Here is a 17,391-nt window from a genome sequence, read left to right on the forward strand (position 1 = left end):
GACCACCGGCCCGGCCGGGGGGCGCGCCTGGCGCCCCGCTGCCCGGTACGGTCCCCGTCACCGGCTCACCCACCCCGCGAGGGCGAGCCGGTGATCGGGGTCGTCCCGGTCGGGTGACGCTGGGCGTCCCCTCGGCCGGTGTACCGAGCATCGCCCGGAAGGCACCCCCGCCGCCATCCGTGAGATCACCGGCAATTTACGACTTTCGTCCGGTTAAGGGTTTCTACGTATATAAGGGGTGACTACGGGGTCGCCCGGGCGAACAGGCGCCGGTACACGCAGCGCAGGCCGTGGAGATCACTGACGGGCTCGGCGAACGCGAGCCGCAGATCGAACGGGGCGTGCGCCTCCGGTGGCGGTGCGGTGCGGCGCAGCCACATGCCGTACCGGTCGAGTCCAAGCGGGCGGACCGGCCCCGGTGGCACGAACTCCGGCAGCAGCCCGACCAGCTCGGCGCGGTGGCAGGAGTCCAGATGGGTGAGGATGCCCGACTCCACGGCGACGAACGGGTCCGGCGCGCCCGCGGCGTACTCCTCGGGGTCGAGGGCGGCGCTGCCCCACGCGTCCTCGATCTCGACCTGGGAGATCTCCAGCGCGAGGATCGTCCATTCCCGGGGGCCGCCGTCGCCCTGGTCCGTGCCGAGGTCGAGCAGTTCGGGACGCGGGTGGGCGTGCGCGAGGCGCAGCGCGGCGGCGCGCAGCTCGCCGTCCGGGATCTCGCCGAGGCGGCCGTGCAGCCAGGCCCGGCCGCGGACGCGGTCCGCCAGCGCGACCGGCGCGACATCGGAGATCCGCAGCGTGGCGGGCATGCCGGTGCCCGCGTCCGATGCCCGGTTCCGGAGCCCGGAGACGATCGGCGACTCGGACCGGACGAGCAGCAGCGGCCTGCCGTCCCGGTCGGTCGCGTGCGCCGGAACGGGCGCGTACGGGACGCCGGGCGCGACGAGGACACCGTCCGCGATGCCGTAGGCGAGGGTCCGCGCCCGCTCCGCCGCAGTAGGGCCGTCCACCGTCTTCGTGGTCTCCGCTCGCCGCACCACGCCTCCTCCACCCGCCAGGTTAGGCTTGCCTAAGTTAGGCATACCTAACCATCATGAGGGCGTGCTGAACAACCCTCCCCCACGAGATCTGCGTCTCTGCGACGGGCGGCGGTCATGATTCAGTGGAGGGCGCCCAGTTCCTTGCGGGCCGTGGTGCGGAGGGTTCTCAGTGCGTCCACCAGGACGTGGCGCTGGTCGTCGGTCAGCGGGCCGGCGAAGTGTTCCCGGAGCGTCTCGGCGTGGACGCGCAGGGCCTCGTCCAGCTTCGCGCGCCCGGCGTCGGTCAGCTCGACCAGCTGGCGGCGGCGGTCCCCCGGCGCCGGCTCACGGCGGACGAGGCCGGCCTCCACCATCCGGTCGATGATCCGGGTCATGCCGCCGCTGGTCAGGATCAGCTCGCCGGCCAGATTGCCCATCGTGTGCGGGCCCGCCCCGGCGGCGCCGGACAGCTTCAGCAGGACCTCGAACACCGCGTGCCGGATGCCGCAGCGGCGCTCCAGCTCCCGGCCCGCGATCCGCTCCAGCACCGACGCGGCGCTGAGAAGCGCACCGAACTCGTGGACGAGCTCGTCCGGCACGACCCGGTCCGTTCCGTGTTCGCCCGGCTCCGTTTCCGTCACGGTCGACATGATGCCCCGCCTTCGTCCAGCGACCCCGTCCATCGGCACAACGCACGGCGCCCCGCGCGGCTTCCACGCGGGGCGCCCGGCCGATCACTAATTATTCGGCGTGCCGCTCTTGCCCGCCTTCGGCGACGCCGGCGCGGTCGGCGCGCCACCGCTGCCGGGGACGCCCGGAAGCTGCCCCTGCTGCTGGTTCTTGTTCTGCTCGTTGACGCCCGACGCGTACTGCTGGGTCACCTTCCACTCGCCACCGACCTTGCTGAGGGACAGCCGCAGCAGCGACGCGGGCTGCTTGGCCTGCCCGTCCTTGGTCTTGAGCGAGATGTCCACCATGACCACCGCCGTGGCGAACCTGCCGTTGACGCTGCCCACGTAGACCTGATCGGTCGTGGACGACACCACCACCTGCGAGTCGGCCTTGAACGCGTCGGCCAGCGAAGGGAGCGTGTTCTTCTTGAACTCGTCGAGGAGGTCGCCGGCCATCATCTTCTGGGCCTTCTCCGCCTGCGTCTGGTAGTTCTGCGCGGTGTAGCTGAACGCCGCGTTGCCGTAGGCCCTGGCGACCTTGCTCACGGCCGCGCGGTCGTCCTCCTTGGCCGAGAGGGAGCTCGCGCTCCGCCACTGCCAGATCGCCAGGCTGGCCAGCAGCGCGACCAGGACGACCACCACGACGGCCTGCACCATGCCGAGCCCGAAGAGCGTCGGCCGAGCGGCTGCCGGTTCCCGCTCCTTCGGCTCCTCCTCGCGGGACGGGCGGGGCTTGGGGACGCGCTTGACGGCGGGCCTGGCCGCGGGCTTGGCGGCCGGCTTGGCGGTCTTCACGGGGCGGGAGGCGGGCTCCTCCTCGGGCTCCTCGTCCTCGGCGTCCAGGGCCTCCAGGACCTCGTCCAGGTCCTCGTCGTCGATGACCTCGATGACCCGGACCCGGCGCTTGCGCCTGGCGGCGGGGCGCGCCGGCCTCGCCACGACCTCGGTCTCCTCGGACGCCACAGCCTCATCGAGCACCGTGGTCTCCTCGGACGCGTCGGTCTCCTCCGGCGCCGCGTCCGCCTCGTCCGCGACCGCGCCGGTCTCGTCCCTGGTGGTCTTGGCTGTCACTTCGGGCACTCCTCGGGAATTGGGGTCAGTCCTTGCCCCGACGCAGTCGGGTCAGGCGGGACACCACGGGCACCGAGCCCATCATGACCCTGATCAGCACCAGCAGCGCGATGACCGGGGGGACGTACACTAGCCACGCCGGCGGGCCGCCGGAAGAGTCTTCACTGGCGTTCGCGGCCTTCTTGGCCTGCACGTTCTCCTGGTTCAGCGCGGGATCGTGCGTGGGGATCGTGTCGCCCGGGTTCTTCGCCCTGTAGGTCTTCTGCGGCGTCGCGGCCGGGGTCCGGCCGCCGGGGCAGGTCGGCACCCTGTTCACCGCGGGCTGCGGCGCCGGGTACCTGTACTCCAGCGCGGCGGGCGACTTCAGCGTGATCTGGAAGACGACGTTCAGGACGGGCTCGCCCTGGTCGATCCCGATCACGTTGTCCAGGACGACCTTCAGCGCGGGCGCGTACTGGAGCGTCTTGCGCAGGTCGGTCAGGTAGCCGGGGTTGTGGGTCGAGAGGCCCATGGTGCCGAGCGCGTCGACCGCGCAGCCGAAGTCGGGGCCGGTCTGGTCCAGCAGGTCGTTGACCGTGTCGAGCAGGCCCGGCCCGCGGTCGCGCAGCTCGGCGATCTTGCCGCGGACCTGGCTGAGCGCGGCGGTGAGCGCGGCCAGGTCGTCGATCCCGCTGCCGAGCGACCCGCGGTTCTCGTTCAGCACCTTGGTGATGCGCCCGAGGTCCCTGGTGAGCCCGTCGAGCAGCTCGGTGTTCTGCGCGAACGTCTGTGTCAGGTCGTCGCCGCCGTTGATGATCTGGCGGAGGGAGTCCTCGCGCCCGGCCCAGCCCTCGGCCAGCTCGTGCGTGAGGACCTTGGCGTCGTCGGGGTTGATCGCCTTGAGCGTGTCGATGACCGCGCCGAACAGGTCGCCGTACTTGGGCGGGACCTTCGTCTGCGACACCGGGATGACGCTGCCGGGCTTCATCGGCGGGGCGCCCGCCTTGCCGGGGCCGGGAGTCAGCTCGACCACCGGCTCGCCGACCGCGGACTTGCGGGCCGCGGCGGCGGTGACGCCCTGCGGGATCTCGACGCCGCGCTCGATGTCCATCCGCACGACGACCTTGTCCTTCTCCAGCTTCACCGAGTCGATCTTGCCGATCCGCAGGCCGAGATAGTCGACCTCGAAGTTCGGGTGCAGGCCGGGCGAGGACTCGAACTCCGCCGTGAGGCGGTAGGGCCGGTCGATGAAGTCGAACCGGATGACGTTGTTGAACGCCCAGACGGCCATCACCACGGCGAGCGCGGCGAAGACCGCCAGGTTGATCGTCAGCCGCCTGGTCATCCGCGTCCTCCCAGGAGGGCGTCGAGGTCGGGGAGGGCGCCTTCGAGGCCGTCCGGAAGCACCGGGGGTGAGGCGGGGTTCTGGCCGTTCCCCTGCTGCTTCTTGTTCTTGGGCTTCTCGCTCAGGCCGGGGAAGATCGGCGTCCCGTCCGGCCAGACGATGCGGACGATCGGATACAGCAGCAGCTGGCCGTCATAGCTGGCCAGCGGGATCTTGCGGGAGAAGGAGACCAGGCCGTCCACCAGCGCCGTCAGCCGCTTGCGGTTGGACCCGAGCTGCTGCAGGACGGGGTCGAGGTCCGCCAGCAGTTTCCGGAACCGGAGGATGCGGCCCTCCAGGACCTTGCTGTTCAGCTCGCGGGCCATCCGGGTGAGCTTCTCGACGGTCTTGAGGATCTTCTCCTTGTCGTCGTTCAGCATCCGGGTGGTGCGTTCGAGCTGGCCGGGCATCTCGTTCAGCGCGTCGTCGCCCTTGGCGAGCGAATGGCCGAGCCTCGCGAACCGGTCGACCGACTCGCCCAGCTCCTGCCGCTGGTCGGCGAACATCTTCACGAGACCGCTCGCCTGCGCGATGGTCATGTTGAGCTTCTCGCCGTTGCCGTCCAGCGCGGTGGCCCCGGCGTTGACGACCGTCGCGACGTCGTCGCCGGCGAGCGCCTGGATCAGCGGGCCCGCCTGCCCGACGACCTGCTCGAACGCCGGCTGGACGCTGGTCCGCTCGATCGTGTCGCCGGAGGCGAGGAACGGGCCGCGGCCCATGCTCGCGCCGGGCGGCATCCGCAGGTCCACATAGTTCTCGCCGAGCAGCGAGGTCACCCTGATCTCGGCCCGGGTGCCCTTCGGGATCTTGATGTCGTCCTCGATGGACATCGTCACCTTCGCCCGGTAACCGGCGAGCCGGATCTTGGTGACGCTGCCGATCGTGATGTCGGACATCTTCACGCTGTGCCCGGCGACGAGCTGCTGGACGTCGTCGAACGTGGCCGTCAGCGTCAGCCCGCCCTTCGGCGCGCCCGCCGTCGTGTACGAGCAGCCGGAGACGGCCATGGCCAGGACGGCCACCAGAACGAGAACCTTCCTCCCCATTTCAGTTGCCTCCGTTCTGCCAGGGACAGTTGGAGTTCGGGGCGGGCAGCGGGCAGCCGACGTCGTCGTCGTTCAGCAGGCCCTTCAGCCAGGTCCGCAGGAACGCGTCGGTGGCGAAGCGGATCTGCAGCGACTTGTTCTTCGGGTTGTAGCCGTTGAGGAGCAGCTCGTTGATGCCGGGCAGCGCGTGGATCAGCTGCGCCAGCTCCTTCGCGTTGCCCTTGAGGGTGAGCGCGGCCCGGGTGAGGACGGCCAGGTCGTAGGGCAGGCGGCCCTTGTACTTCTGGATCAGCTTGTCGCCGTTGTCCGCCAGCTCCAGGACGCCGCCGATCAGCTGCTGGAGCTCCCCGCGTTCGGCGGCGAGCACCCGGCTGGCCTCGCCGAAGTCCCGGATCACGGCGCCGAGGACCTGCTCGCGGCCGCGCACCACCCCGGCGAGGCGGCTGAGGTTCCGCGCGACCTCGATGAGCTCCTTGTCCTGCCCGGCGACGTTCTCGACCAGGCGGGCGCTCTGCTCCAGGGTGGCGTTGAACTCCTTGCCGTTGCCGTTCACGGTGTCGGCGGCGTTGCCGAGCGCGCTCTGCATCTTCGTCGGGTCGAGCGCGTTCGCGAGGTTGGTGAACGAGCTGAGCGCGTCGTCCACCTCGACGGGCACGTGGGTGCGCTCGATGGGGATGACGTTGGAGGTCTCCTTCGGCTGCCCCGGCTTCCACGCCGGATGCAGGACGAGGTTGCGCTCGCCGATCAGGTTCAGCGGGACGATCGACGCCTGCACGCCCTTCGGCAGCGGGACGTCGTCGCGCAGATGGAACGTCACCTTGACCTTGTCGCCCTGGTTCTCCACCTTCTCGACGAGGCCGACGTCCGCGCCCATCACCTTGACCTTTGACTCCTTGTAGAAGGAGCGGGCCTTCGGGACGTAGACGACCATCGTCCGCTCACCGCCGCCGGACGGGGTGATCGAGCAGCCGCCGAGCGACGCGGTCATCGCCAGGCCCGCCGCGATCGCGATGCCTTTGCCCCAGCTCATCAGTTGCCTCCCTGCGAGCGGCGGCTGGAGATCGGGCCGGGCGGCTGCAGCGGGCCGAGGCCGGTGAGGACGCCCTCCACCCACGGGCCGTTGCCCTTGAGGATGGCGAGCTGGTTGAACGTCGGCCCGAGCAGCGAGAAGTTCGTGTTCAGCGCGTCCATGTTGGGGGCGAGCCTCGTGGTCAGGAGATGCAGGTTGTCCAGGAGCGTGTTGAGCTCCTTCTGGTTCCTGGAGATCACGTTCGAGAGCGTCTGGACGGTGCGGTTGCCCTGGCCGATCGTCGCGGCCAGCTCGTTGCGCCGGTTGACGAGCGTCCGCAGCAGGACCTGGCTGGCGTTGATGATCTCGCGGAGCTGCTCGTCCTTGCCGGCCAGCGTGCCGGTGATCGTCTTGCTGTTCTCGATCAGCTTCTGGATCTCCGGATAGGAGTCGTTGAGCATCCGGGACATGTCCTGGATGTTGACCAGGACGCGGTTCAGCTTCGCCGCGCCCGGCGACTCGATCTTGTTCACCTGGGTGAGCAGCCGGTCGATGCTCTTCTGGTCGAGCCGGCCGACGATGTTCTGCGCGCCCTCCAGCGCGTCCGGGACGGTGAACGGGACGCTCGTGCGCGACAGCGGGATCCGGCGCCGCGACTCGGGCACGTCCGCCATGTACGGCGTGGCCACCGGGCCGGACAGCCGCAGGTACCGGCCGCCGAGCAGCGTCGTCGTCTGGATCTCGGCGCGGGTCTTCGGGCCGAGGTCGATCCCGGCGTCGACATGCCAGGTGACGATGATCTTGCCGTGCTCGAAGTCCGGCTCGACGGAGGTGATCCGGCCCGACTTCACGCCCGCGACCCGGACGTCCTGCCCCTTCTTGAGCCCGGCGGCGTCGCTGAACTCGCCGCTCATCGTGTAGCCGCGGTCGAGCAGGTGGAGCTGGCCGATGGCGAACGCGAACACGCATCCGGCGGCAAGCGCGGACAGGGTGACGATCGCGACGATCTTGTGGTCGACGTCCCGCAGCGACTTCAGCGCCATCAGCGGCCACCCCCCGCCAGCAGCATCTTCCGCAGCTTGGCGAGATCGGCCGCGGACGGCTGGTCGGTGCCGGGCGCTCTCGGCAGCTGCATCGGGAACGGGCAGGGGCCCTGCATGATGTTGATGCAGAGCGCGTTCGTCCGCAGGTAGTGGCCGCCGTTGGCGGACGCGAACAGCTGCCGCAGCGTCAGCGGAAGCTGCTGCACCATCTTCTCCAGCTGGGCGACGTTCAGCCGGAACGTCTCGCTGAACCTGCCGAGGTTGTCGATGATGCGGCCGAGCTGCGCGTCGTTGCCGCCGAGCACCTGGTTGAGGCTGGTGGTGACGCCGGAGACCTCGACGACCGCGTTCTCCAGCAGCCGGCGGTTGTTCGCGAAGACCTTGGTGAGCGACTCCAGGTTGTCGATGCTCGCCGCGATCTGCTTGTCGCGGGTGGCGACCGCGGCGCTCACCGTCTCGTAGTCGTCGATCATCTTCTGGATCGTCTTGCGGCGGGCGGCGAACGTCTGGAGCAGCACGTCCAGGTTGTCGGTCAGCAGCGTGACGTTCTGCTCGTTGCCCTCCAGCGCCTGGGAGAACGAGAAGAGGATCTTGTTGAGCTGGTCCGGGTCCAGGCTGCGGGTCAGCGGGCCGAGGTCGTTGACGATGGCGCCGAGGTCCACGACCGACCTGGTGTGCGGGACGCGGTCGCCGTCGCCGAGCATCTCGCGCCCCCGGCCCGGCTCCAGGTAGACGGTCCGCTGGCCCATGACGTTGCGCCAGCGGATCGAGGCGGTGGAGTCGGACGGGACGCGGACGTCGTCGTCCACGGCCAGGTCGACCACGGCCTTGCCGCGCTCGACCCGGATGCCCTTCACCTGCCCGACGGGCGTCCCGGCGACCTTCACGTCGTCGCCCTCCAGCAGGCCGGTGACGTCGTCGAACGTCGCGGTCAGCCGGTAGCGGGAGGCGAAGCTCGTGCCGAGGATCTGCTGCCCGATGAAGAACGTCAGCAGCCCGGTGACCGCCACGAACACCGCGAACTTCAGCGTCGTGGAGCGGGCCGGGCCGCGCGCGGACCTGGCGCGCCCGCGCGGGCTCACGGCCGCCCCCCGGTGGACGTGCGGGACAGCGGGGCGGTGAACGCCGTCGTGGCCGGCTTGGCGGGGCAGATGTCGATGAGGATCTGGCAGATGTCCAGCGGGAGGTCGTCGCGCATCTGGGCGATCAGCGTGCCCTCCGGGCCGGGGATGCGGATGACCTGCGCCAGCAGGTTGAAGAACCCGTTCAGGCTGTCCAGCAGCACGGGGATGTTGCGGCGCTGACCGTTCAGCACCGCGACGACCTGGCCGCCCGAGTCGATGATGTTGCCGAGGTTGCCGCCGTGCCGCTGGAGGTTGGTGCCGAGCGTGTCGCCGAGCCGCCCGGACTCGTCGAGCAGCTGCGAGATCTTGTCGGGACGCTCGTTGACGGTGCGCGAGAGCCGGTTGAAGTCGCCCGCGAGGCCGGAGATCGTGTCGCCGCGGGTGCCGAGCGTGCCGGACAGGCCGTTGAGGTCGGCGAGCAGCGCGCTGATCGCCGCCCGGCTCCGGTACGTCGCGTCGACGACCTTGGCGCCGTTGTCGATCGTCCGGTTCAGCGCGGGGCCCTGGCCGGAGAGCCCGCTGCCGAACGTGTGCAGAATCGTGGCGAGCTCGTCCGGGTTGATGGCCCGGGTGAGCTTGTAGGTGGGCCAGGCGGTGTCGGACAGCTCCTCGGGGTCGCGCGTCTTGGCGATCTTGCCGCCGTCGTCCAGGTAGGGGCCGGACAGCTCGTGCGCGCCGAGCTCGAGCGCGAGGTCCTTCGGCCCGAACACCGAGACCGGCTCGACCGCCGCGACCGTCGTGTCGGCGACCCTGATGCCCTTGTCGACGCGGAACCGGACGTTGACCCGGCCGCTGTCCACCAGGGTGATCTTGTCGACGGTGCCGACCGCGATGCCGCGGATCTTGACGTCCGACTTGCCGGGGTCGAGGCCCTGCCCGGCCCGGCCGAACGTCGCGTTGTAGTAGGTGGAGCCCTCGTGCGACGGCGTCGAGCCGACCGCGACGAACACCGTCGCGGCCGCGATGACGCCCGCGCCGACCAGCCCGAAGATGGTCCGGGAGCGGTTCGACAGCGTCTCCTCGCTCATCCGGTCAGCCTCACCGTGCTGCCGTGCCCCCAGAAGATGTAGGACAGGACGAGGTTCATCAGGATCATCAGGATGGTGGACTCCCGGATCGCGCGTCCCGCGGCGACGCCGACGCCGACCGGGCCGCCCGCCGCGTAGTAGCCGCGGTAGCAGTGGATGAACATGATGATGAAGGCGAACACCGCCACCTTGATGACGCTGTAGAACACGTCGATCGGCGGCAGGTAGAGGTGGAAGTAGTAGTCGTAGATGCCGGGTGAGAGCCCGAAGTACTGGATCGTGATGAACCTCGTCGCGAAGAACGCCATGAACAGCGACACCAGGTACAGCGGCACCAGCGCGATGACCCCGGCGGCGACGCGCGTGCACACCAGGTAGGCGAGGGAGTTGATGCCCATGACCTCCAGCGCGTCGATCTCCTCGGAGATCCGCATCGCGCCGATCTCGGCGGTGAACCCGGTGCCGACCTGCGCGACCAGCGCGACGCCCGCGATGATCGGGGTCACCTCGCGGACGTTGGAGTAGCTCGCCACCAGCCCGGTGAACGCCTCCGCGCCGATCCGCTCCAGCCCCGGGTAGCCTTGCAGGCCGACCATGGCGCCGGTGGCGAGCGACATCGTCGCGATCACGAAGATCATGCCGCCGCCGATGACGAGCGCGCCGACGCCGACGGTGATGTCGCTGACCTGCTTGGCGAGCGTCCGGCCGTACTTGCGCCGGATGATGATGTCGACGACCAGGTGGTACAGCACGCGGCCGAGGAAGACGGGCAGGTCGGCCGAGCCGGCGAGCCCGGCGGTCCGGCCCCGGACGGCCCGGCCCAGCTTGCGTACGGGGGAAATGGCGACCATCAGAACCTCGGGGGGAAGAGAACCTGGTAGATCATGGTGAGGACGTAGTTCGTCAGGAACACCACGATCGACGTGACCACCACCGCCCTGTTGACCGCGCGGCCGACGCCGACCGGCCCGTAGTCGCAGTTCATGCCCATGTAGCAGGCGACGGCGGCGGCGATGAAGCCGAACACCCACGCCTTGAACAGGGTGATCACCAGGTCGGGGAACTGCAGCAGGGTCGTGGCGCCGTCGAAGAACGCGCCGGAGCTGACGCCCTGCTGGATGACGTTGAAGTAGTAGCCGCCCAGGACGCCCGCCAGGATCACCACCGAGCACAGCAGTAGGGACACCGTGCTCGCCGCCCACAGCCTGGGGGTGACCAGGCGGTGGACCGGGTTGATGCCCATGACCTCCATCGCCGCGAGTTCGTCGCGGATGTTGCGGGCGCCCATGTCGGAGGTGATCGCGGACCCGCCGACGCCGGAGACCAGCAGCGCCGCGGCCAGCGGCGCCACCTGCTGGATCATCGCGGCGGTGAGCAGCGCGCCGGTGCCGGACTGCGCGCCGAGCTGCCGGGCGATGTCGCCGACCTGCAGCGAGATCGTCGCGCCGAGCGGCACCGCGATCAGCATCACCGGGACGGCGGTGACGCGCGCCAGGAACCAGCACTGCTCGATGAACTCGCCCCACCACTGGCGCACGTCCCAGGTGCGGCGCAGCCCCTCCAGGAGGGTGACGCACAGCAGCCCGGTCTCGTCGAGCGTCCGCCCGACGCGTCTGCGCGCGAGGTCCGGGGCCTTCGCGAGGCTCAGGGCCATCAGCCGGTGCCCTCCCCCAGGGGGGTTCGGTGAGGACGCAACCCAGCCTCCTTCGCTTCTCGGACGTCGGCGCTCATCCGATACTCCGGCGCCCCGCCACGGCACGGGGCGCGCTCGACCTGCTCTTTACTCGTTCGCGCGCCACCGCGGTCTCGGCGGAGACCGGGACCACAAGCGGGGCCCGCGCCCAAGCAAGCACTCGGGCACCGCATGTGATCTGAGGCACTCTATTGGAAGAAGGTCTAAGAAGCGAGTACTTACATCCTGATTTGCCGGCGGCTAAGATCATCCGGTGCGAACCGAGGCGCGAGACGACACCGGAGGGGACGGAACGGCGGGTATGGCGGCCGACACGGCGGACACCTGGGGCTTCGCGGCCGATGCCGCGGACGGCGTCGACCCGCTGGTCATGGGGGTCCGCGACCGCTGGGAGGAGCAGGGGCTCCGCGGCGGGCCCTGGCCGTTCATGGCGATCTGCGCGGTGGGCCGGCTCAACCAGCTGCTGAAGAAGGCCCTGGACACCGAGCTGAAGCGGCTCGACCTCACCCGGACCGGCTACCTCCTGCTGACCACGCTGGCGCTCACCGTCCACGGCCGGGCCCGGCTGAGCACGCTCGGCCGGATCCTGATGATGCATCCGACGACGGTGAAGCTCACCGTCGACCAGCTGGAGGCGGCGGGCCTCGTCGCCCGCAGCCGCCATCCGCGCGACCGGCGGGCCACCCTCGTGGAGATCACCGGCGCCGGGCGCGACCGCGCCAACGAGGTCAGCCTGGCACTGGAGTCGCCGAGCGGGGAGTTCGCCGCGTTCGACGGGCGGCACCGCGAGATCTTCGAAGCGCTGCAACCGGCGCGCCTCGCGGCCGGAGATGTGGAACTCTTGAACCCTGGCGCGGGACGGGACCGGGGGCACCGCGACGGGTGAACCTCTGGTCACCCGGCTCCCGTACAGGCGGATGGACAACCTGATGGAACTCGTCCATGGACGGCCGGCCCTCGTTCGTGGATCATCACACGGACGACAACACCACCCCGGGCGATAAGGCAGTCTTCTCCTATGCCACAGAGTCACGGCACGCGCAGACGTCCCCCCGACACCTCCCGGCGCGCCCGTTCCGGGCCGCGGCGATCGGAGCGACGCGGTCGCGACGCCGTGCAGGTACCCCCGCCCCGCGAGGCCCCCGGCGCGCGCGGCGAGCGCGGGCCCGGCCCGTACGCGCCCTATGACCCCTATGACCCGCGCGGGGGCGGGATGCCGCCGGGCGATGTCCCGCCGTCGCGGAAACGGCGGATCCGGCAGGTGCTGACGAGTAACGTCACGATCATGATCGTGGCGCTGGTCGCGATCGTCGCGGCGGTCGTGCTCGTCGACATCGGCCGCTTCACCGGCGAGGACGGCACCAAGCCGCCGAAGATGGCCGCCGGTGACCTGTCGACCAACGAGATGCTCACCAGGCTGACGGCGACCGACATGAACCCGGTCGTCGCGGACGCGGTCGCCTCCGCGAAACAGCGCGCCTACGAGAAGCACAAGCGCGAGATGGAGGAGCTGAAGCGCCGGGCCAAGAAGGAGGCGGCGGCGCGGGCGAAGCTGAAGGCGCAGCAGGAGAAGGAGCGCCTCGCCAAGCTGAACCCGAGCTCCGCGCAGAACAAGGCGTACGGCAAGAAGATGAACGCCCTCAAGGGGTGGGATCGCTGCTGGCCGTCCCTTCTGACGCTGTGGAACCACGAGAGCGGCTGGAACGAGCGGGCCGAGAACCCGTCCAGCGGCGCGTACGGGATCCCGCAGGCGCTGCCGGGCTCGAAGATGTCCAGCGCCGGGAACGACTGGCGCACCAGCACGCCGACACAGATCGCGTGGGGCCTCGGCTACATCAAGGCCCGCTACAAGGACCCGTGCGGCGCCTGGTCGTTCTGGCAGTCCCACAACTGGTACTGAGTCGCGGTGCCCGCCTGGGGCGGGCTGGCACCATGAGGGGATGCGGACGAGCAGGCCCCACGAGGACGACGAGGCGACCGGCGATGACGGCACCGGCGGCGCGGGCGGCGGCGGTGGCGGCGGGCGGCAGTGGGCCCGGGCCGACGCCACGCGGCAGGCTCTGCTGACCGCCGCGCTGGACGTCTTCGCCGACCGCGGCTACGCCGACGCGGGCATCGCCGAGATCGTCGAGCGGTCCGGGATCAGCGTCGGCAGCCTCTACCACCACTACGGCGGCAAGGCCGGGCTGTACGTGGCGCTGTGGGAGGACCTCAGCGCCGAGCAGGAGGCGAGCGCCGCGCAGGCAGTGTCCGCGGCGCGCAAGAGCGGCGAGTCCGACCCGATCGCGCTGTTCATCGCGGGCGCCCGCGCCTACCTGCGGGTGTGCTGGGAGCGCCGGGACGCCGCCCGGCTGTTCCTCGGCGGCGAGGGGCCGTCCGGGTCGTCGCTGATGCGCCGCAGCCGCGGGCAGCACTGGATCGCGCAGAACACCAAACTGCTGCGCGGGCCGTCCCCCGAGGAGCCCGCCGGACGTCCCGAGCAGGTGCTGAGCCTCGTCCTCACCACCGTCATCGGCGAGACGGGGCGGGAGATCGCCACGGCCGAGAGCGAGGCCGAGGCCACGGAGATCATCGAAGAGGTGTGCCGCATCCTCATCCGCCTGGCCCGCTGAGCCGCGCCGCCCTGCTCACAGGCGCGCGGGGCGGGCCTGCCGCAGCGGGAACAGGGCGGGCCTGGCAGGGCGGATCCGGGCGGCGGGCTGCGGCGGCAGCGCGCGCAGCCTGGCGGCGGTGAGCCGCTTCCCCGCGCTCCGGGCGCGGCGCCGGACGGCCCGCGGCGGCCGGACGTCGGTCGCACGGCGCATCAGCCGCAGCCTGAGCAGCAGCAACGTGACCGAGGCCGTGAGCGCCGCCAGGAACCCGGCCTGGAGCGCGCCGAGATCTTGGACGGTGAGCGGCTCGTCCGGGAGTTCCCGCAGGCCCGACACCGGAACCAGCGGCGCCGGGCTCGGCGCGACCTGCGGCTGGGCGATCGGCGGGAACACCACCTGGGGCCCGCTCATGCCCGCGAGCGGGTTGAACCCGGACGGGGTCAGCGGCGGGACGCCGGGCGGCAGGTTCGCCAGGCTCACCCCGGGCGGCGGCGCGCCGGACGCGTCCGTGACGATCAGCTTGTAGCTGCGGGACACGCCCCTGGCCTTGGTCGCGGAGGCCGCGGCCCGCACCGTGATCAGGCCGGGCCTGGCGTCGGACGGCGCCCGCACGGTCGCCAGGGTGGCGGCTCCGCCGGCGCCGACGGTGCCGAGATTCCGCGCCCGCGGGCTCACCGAGGCGCCGGACGCCGACAGCCGCAGGACGGTGTTCCCCGCGGTCGCGTACCTGGACGACACCCGCACGGTCGCGGTGACCGAGCCGCCGGGACGCATCGTCGCCTCCGACACCGTCAGCCCGAGCGCCAGCTCGGGAGCCTTCGGCGTGCCGGGCCCGGTCGGCGGATCCGTCGGGTCGGTCGGGCCCGGTGGATCAGTGGGCGGGTCGGTCGGCGGATCCGTCGGGGGGTCGGTTGGCGGATCGGTTGGTGGGTCCGTCGGCGGATCTGTTGGCGGGTCCGTGGGCGGGTCCGTTGGCGGGTCGGTCGGGGGGTCCGTGGGTGGATCTGTTGGCGGGTCGGTGGGCGGGTCGGTCGGGGGGTCGGTGGCGGGCGGGTCGGTCGGTGGCTCGCTGGGGGCGTCGGTGGCGGTCGCGGAGGGGTCCGGAGTGGGTTCCGCGATGACCGGGGGCGCGCCCGCCAGCGCGACGACCGCCGTCGCGGCGAGCCCTGCCAGGACCGAACGGGCCGATCGTGAACCCACCCTGAGAACACCTCCGCCGCGTCGCGACCATCCCGTCTGAATTGCGTCCTATGGGATGGAAGCATGCGATGCGGAGATCATTCAACCCCGCGCGTCAAGGTCCTTGTCAGTTGCTGATGATGCGCCGATCCGGCGTTCCCCGATTGTCAACAAGTGCTCGTTTCTCCGCCGTCGCATGATCACGTAGCCACTTCGCGCGCAGCACGGCCTCGATCGCGAAACGCGCGTCGGGATCGGTGAGCCGGTCGCCCAGGATCTCTTCGAGGCGGCGCATCCGATAACGGACGGTCTGCGGATGGATATCGAGCTCCTTGGCGATTCCGGCGGCCGTTCCGCGGCTCACCAGCCAGGCGTGCAGCGTGTCCAGCAGCCGGTCGCGCTGGCGGGGGCTGAATTGCGCCATCCTGCCGAGATGGCGGCGCGCGAGCTGGTCGATGAGGGCCTGGTCGGAAAGGAGCAGCAGCGTGATCAGGTGGTCCTCGCAGTCGGTCACCGGGCCGTCCCCGAGCACCCCGGACTCGACCAGCCCGAGGGCCTGCCGCGCCCAGCGCAGCGAGTCGGCGGCGTGCCCGGCCGGGACCGCCGGTCCCGCGACGAGCCGCCCGTCCGGCAGGACGCGCAGCAGCGCCTGCCGCCGCTCCGGGGTCAGGGTGCCCGGCACGACGAGGAACGGCTCGGCCGCGGTGAGGTCGGCGAGCACGTCGTCCTCCAGCGCCGCCCGCACGTACTGCGCGCCGGGCGGGGCCACGACCACGGTGACCTCGTCGGGGATCTGCCAGCCGGCGCGTCCGGCGGCGTCGGCGAGCACGCGCGGCGACCCGAGCGGGCGCATCAGCAGCTCCAGCAGCCGCCGCCGGTGGCTCTCGGCCTCGCCGTCCGGCCGCGCGTCCAGGTAGCCCTCCAGCGCCAGCGCGGCGAGCTCGTCAATGTAGGCGAACAGCGCGTCGGCGAGCTGCGCCATGACCTCGGGCGACAGGTGCCTGCGCGGGCCGACCTTCATGATGCGGCGCCACGCGACCTGCGCGCCGAGGCGGAGCGCGGACTGTAGCGTGTCGAGCGTCCGCCCCTCCTGCGCCTCGAAGCGGCCGAGCCGCCGGTAGGTCTCGAAATGCCGCTCGCGCGGGGCCAGCGGGTTCGCGACCTGCTCGACGAAATCGGTCAGCGCGCGTTCGACGCCGATGCGCAGCGCCTCCACATAAGGGCCCTTGAGCTGGCGGCCGTATTCGGGAATGGTCCCGCGCACCTCGTGGACGATCTCCTGCGCGAGGGTGGGCAGTTCCGGCCGCATCAGCACGGCCAGCCTGCGCGGCAGCCTGGTCCGCCGCCGCACGACTCCCGGCGTCATCGTCTGCGCCATCGGCACACCTCCGAGAACGCCGCCGTCGCGGGCCCTGGCGTGTCGCCGGGAGGGGCGCCCGGCGTCCCGGACGGTCGGCGGTGCGGCGGGACGTCGAGGGCGCGCCGAGCGGGGGACCCCTGCACGCCCCCCGCGTCATGTGAGCCGAACCACATTGAAGGTAGATCACTTGTGTCAGGCCTGAAAGTAAAGAAAACGCAAATTCACCGCTGTGTCAATAAGCCGTGACACTCGGCGTCGAGTTCGCGCTTTCGCTCACACCCGCCCGGCGGGATCGGCCGCCGGGCGGGTACGGGCCGGGCTTCCTGACGAGAGACAGCTCGGTCAGGACGGCGGCGGTGTCAGGCGGGCAACGTGGCGTAGGTGCGGTAGCCGACGTACTCGTTGAAGATCATCGTGTTGCGGCCCGCGGCGGACGGGACGCCCGCCTGCGCGTTGACGATCTGGTTGACCAGGCCGATGTCCAGGGCGCAGCCGCGGGCGCCGGGCACCGAGAACGAGTTGTCGACATGGCCGAGCGACCGGGTCACGGTGGTGCCGTCGGTGCCGATGATCACCGGGGGCTTGCCGGTGATCGGGGTGTTGGGCGGCGGCGGGCTGGTGGTGCCGGTGATCAGGTCGAGCCGGATCGGGTCCCGGTCGTCGCCGATCAGGCAGGTGCCGCCGAGGAACGGGTTCGTGAGCCGGACTTTGAGGTTCAGCTTGACCTGGAAGTTCTTGATGTCGAATCCGCCAGCGTACTCAGGCCTGGCGTAGACGGCGGTGAGGATCGGGTCGCCGAAGATGCCCGGCATGACGAGCATCTTGTCGGAGCGCATCCGCCCGAAGACCGGGGTGTGCACCCGCGTGTCCGGGTTGTAGGCGGTCGCGAACGTCATCCTGATGGGCTTGGTGAGGTTCTGCGTGAACTTCCCGAGCACCATCTGGCCGCTGGTGACGACGGCGTTGAAGCAGAGCGAGGATCTGGGCGCCGACCCCGCGGGGAGGGCCGGGCAGTCGGTGAAGTCGAAGGTGGGGATGGGGTCGTCCGCCAGGGCCGGGGCGCCCGGGGCCGCCTGAGCGGCCGGGGACGCCTGCGCGACGGCTCCGCCGGAGAGGGTGAGCGCGGTCGCGGTGACGGCCACCGGAACGGCGATTCGGGCGATGCTCTTGAACGAGGTCTTCACTGTGCTGTCC

At 70.9% G+C, this 17,391-nt stretch carries 17 protein-coding genes; 3 read left to right on the forward strand and 14 right to left on the reverse strand.

Annotated features, from left to right (window positions below; all coding sequences use genetic code 11):
* Positions 1-242 precede the first annotated feature (242 nt).
* From ACH34S_RS01705 to ACH34S_RS01755, 11 genes are all read right to left on the reverse strand, one after another.
* Positions 243-1,037, reverse strand: a complete 795-nt coding sequence (locus ACH34S_RS01705; protein WP_395950554.1) for a DUF2470 domain-containing protein — start codon at positions 1,035-1,037, stop codon at positions 243-245.
* Positions 1,038-1,159: 122 nt separating this feature from the next.
* Positions 1,160-1,660: a MarR family winged helix-turn-helix transcriptional regulator gene (locus ACH34S_RS01710; RefSeq protein ID WP_395950555.1), complete on the reverse strand. Its 501-nt coding sequence runs from the start codon at positions 1,658-1,660 to the stop codon at positions 1,160-1,162.
* A gap of 96 nt (positions 1,661-1,756) precedes the next feature.
* Positions 1,757-2,761, reverse strand: a complete 1,005-nt coding sequence (locus tag ACH34S_RS01715) for a hypothetical protein (RefSeq protein WP_395950556.1) — start codon at positions 2,759-2,761, stop codon at positions 1,757-1,759.
* A gap of 25 nt (positions 2,762-2,786) precedes the next feature.
* Entirely contained in the window at positions 2,787-4,085 is a 1,299-nt protein-coding gene (locus ACH34S_RS01720) for an MCE family protein (RefSeq protein ID WP_395950557.1), read from the reverse strand.
* Complete coding sequence (locus ACH34S_RS01725; RefSeq protein ID WP_395950558.1) at positions 4,082-5,170, reverse strand: MCE family protein; 1,089 nt, start codon at positions 5,168-5,170, stop codon at positions 4,082-4,084. Before ACH34S_RS01725 ends, ACH34S_RS01720 begins: the two co-directional genes overlap by 4 nt.
* 1 nt (position 5,171) lies before the next feature.
* Complete coding sequence (locus ACH34S_RS01730) at positions 5,172-6,200, reverse strand: MCE family protein (RefSeq protein ID WP_395950559.1); 1,029 nt, start codon at positions 6,198-6,200, stop codon at positions 5,172-5,174.
* Positions 6,200-7,222 (reverse strand): MCE family protein, encoded by a 1,023-nt coding sequence (locus tag ACH34S_RS01735; protein ID WP_395950560.1) that lies wholly within the window; start codon positions 7,220-7,222, stop codon positions 6,200-6,202. Before ACH34S_RS01735 ends, ACH34S_RS01730 begins: the two co-directional genes overlap by 1 nt.
* Positions 7,222-8,304 carry an MCE family protein gene (locus ACH34S_RS01740; protein WP_395950561.1) on the reverse strand — a complete coding sequence of 361 codons (1,083 nt, stop codon included), beginning with the start codon at positions 8,302-8,304 and terminating at the stop codon, positions 7,222-7,224. The genes ACH34S_RS01735 and ACH34S_RS01740 overlap by 1 nt, the downstream gene beginning before the upstream one ends.
* Positions 8,301-9,374: an MCE family protein gene (locus ACH34S_RS01745; protein ID WP_395950562.1), complete on the reverse strand. Its 1,074-nt coding sequence runs from the start codon at positions 9,372-9,374 to the stop codon at positions 8,301-8,303. The genes ACH34S_RS01740 and ACH34S_RS01745 overlap by 4 nt, the downstream gene beginning before the upstream one ends.
* Positions 9,371-10,225, reverse strand: coding sequence for an ABC transporter permease (locus ACH34S_RS01750; RefSeq protein ID WP_395950563.1), 855 nt, complete (start codon positions 10,223-10,225; stop codon positions 9,371-9,373). Before ACH34S_RS01750 ends, ACH34S_RS01745 begins: the two co-directional genes overlap by 4 nt.
* Entirely contained in the window at positions 10,225-11,028 is an 804-nt protein-coding gene (locus ACH34S_RS01755; RefSeq protein ID WP_395950564.1) for an MlaE family ABC transporter permease, read from the reverse strand. The genes ACH34S_RS01750 and ACH34S_RS01755 overlap by 1 nt, the downstream gene beginning before the upstream one ends.
* 340 nt (positions 11,029-11,368) lie before the next feature.
* On the opposite strand from ACH34S_RS01755, the gene ACH34S_RS01760 reads away from it, so the two are divergent.
* From ACH34S_RS01760 to ACH34S_RS01770, 3 genes are all read left to right on the forward strand, one after another.
* Entirely contained in the window at positions 11,369-11,953 is a 585-nt protein-coding gene (locus tag ACH34S_RS01760) for a MarR family transcriptional regulator (RefSeq protein WP_395950565.1), read from the forward strand.
* A 228-nt stretch (positions 11,954-12,181) separates the two neighbouring features.
* Positions 12,182-12,967, forward strand: coding sequence for a lytic transglycosylase domain-containing protein (locus tag ACH34S_RS01765; protein WP_395950566.1), 786 nt, complete (start codon positions 12,182-12,184; stop codon positions 12,965-12,967).
* A 40-nt stretch (positions 12,968-13,007) separates the two neighbouring features.
* The gene (locus ACH34S_RS01770; protein ID WP_395950567.1) at positions 13,008-13,679 is read left to right on the forward strand and encodes a TetR/AcrR family transcriptional regulator; all 672 of its coding nucleotides are present in this window, start codon (positions 13,008-13,010) and stop codon (positions 13,677-13,679) included.
* 15 nt (positions 13,680-13,694) lie between these two features.
* Here the strand turns inward: ACH34S_RS01770 and ACH34S_RS01775 are convergent, their stop codons facing one another.
* From ACH34S_RS01775 to ACH34S_RS01785, 3 genes are all read right to left on the reverse strand, one after another.
* Positions 13,695-14,858, reverse strand: coding sequence for a hypothetical protein (locus ACH34S_RS01775; RefSeq protein WP_395950568.1), 1,164 nt, complete (start codon positions 14,856-14,858; stop codon positions 13,695-13,697).
* 106 nt (positions 14,859-14,964) lie between these two features.
* Complete coding sequence (locus ACH34S_RS01780; RefSeq protein ID WP_395950569.1) at positions 14,965-16,215, reverse strand: helix-turn-helix domain-containing protein; 1,251 nt, start codon at positions 16,213-16,215, stop codon at positions 14,965-14,967.
* Positions 16,216-16,556: 341 nt separating this feature from the next.
* Positions 16,557-17,381 carry a hypothetical protein gene (locus ACH34S_RS01785; RefSeq protein WP_395950570.1) on the reverse strand — a complete coding sequence of 275 codons (825 nt, stop codon included), beginning with the start codon at positions 17,379-17,381 and terminating at the stop codon, positions 16,557-16,559.
* Positions 17,382-17,391: the final 10 nt, after the last annotated feature.

Source organism: Actinomadura sp. 3N508 (genome assembly GCF_044326375.1).
Taxonomy (GTDB): domain Bacteria; phylum Actinomycetota; class Actinomycetes; order Streptosporangiales; family Streptosporangiaceae; genus Spirillospora.

Bases quoted from the DNA above. Each gene is read 5' to 3' on its own strand.
- ACH34S_RS01720 (WP_395950557.1), bottom strand. From the start codon at position 4,085: ATGACCAGGCGGCTGACGATCAACCTGGCGGTCTTCGCCGCGCTCGCC.
- ACH34S_RS01725 (WP_395950558.1), bottom strand. From the start codon at position 5,170: ATGGGGAGGAAGGTTCTCGTTCTGGTGGCCGTCCTGGCCATGGCCGTC.
- ACH34S_RS01730 (WP_395950559.1), bottom strand. From the start codon at position 6,200: ATGAGCTGGGGCAAAGGCATCGCGATCGCGGCGGGCCTGGCGATGACC.
- ACH34S_RS01735 (WP_395950560.1), bottom strand. From the start codon at position 7,222: ATGGCGCTGAAGTCGCTGCGGGACGTCGACCACAAGATCGTCGCGATC.
- ACH34S_RS01745 (WP_395950562.1), bottom strand. From the start codon at position 9,374: ATGAGCGAGGAGACGCTGTCGAACCGCTCCCGGACCATCTTCGGGCTG.
- ACH34S_RS01750 (WP_395950563.1), bottom strand. From the start codon at position 10,225: ATGGTCGCCATTTCCCCCGTACGCAAGCTGGGCCGGGCCGTCCGGGGC.
- ACH34S_RS01755 (WP_395950564.1), bottom strand. From the start codon at position 11,028: ATGGCCCTGAGCCTCGCGAAGGCCCCGGACCTCGCGCGCAGACGCGTC.
- ACH34S_RS01760 (WP_395950565.1), top strand. From the start codon at position 11,369: ATGGCGGCCGACACGGCGGACACCTGGGGCTTCGCGGCCGATGCCGCG.
- ACH34S_RS01770 (WP_395950567.1), top strand. From the start codon at position 13,008: ATGCGGACGAGCAGGCCCCACGAGGACGACGAGGCGACCGGCGATGAC.
- ACH34S_RS01780 (WP_395950569.1), bottom strand. From the start codon at position 16,215: ATGGCGCAGACGATGACGCCGGGAGTCGTGCGGCGGCGGACCAGGCTG.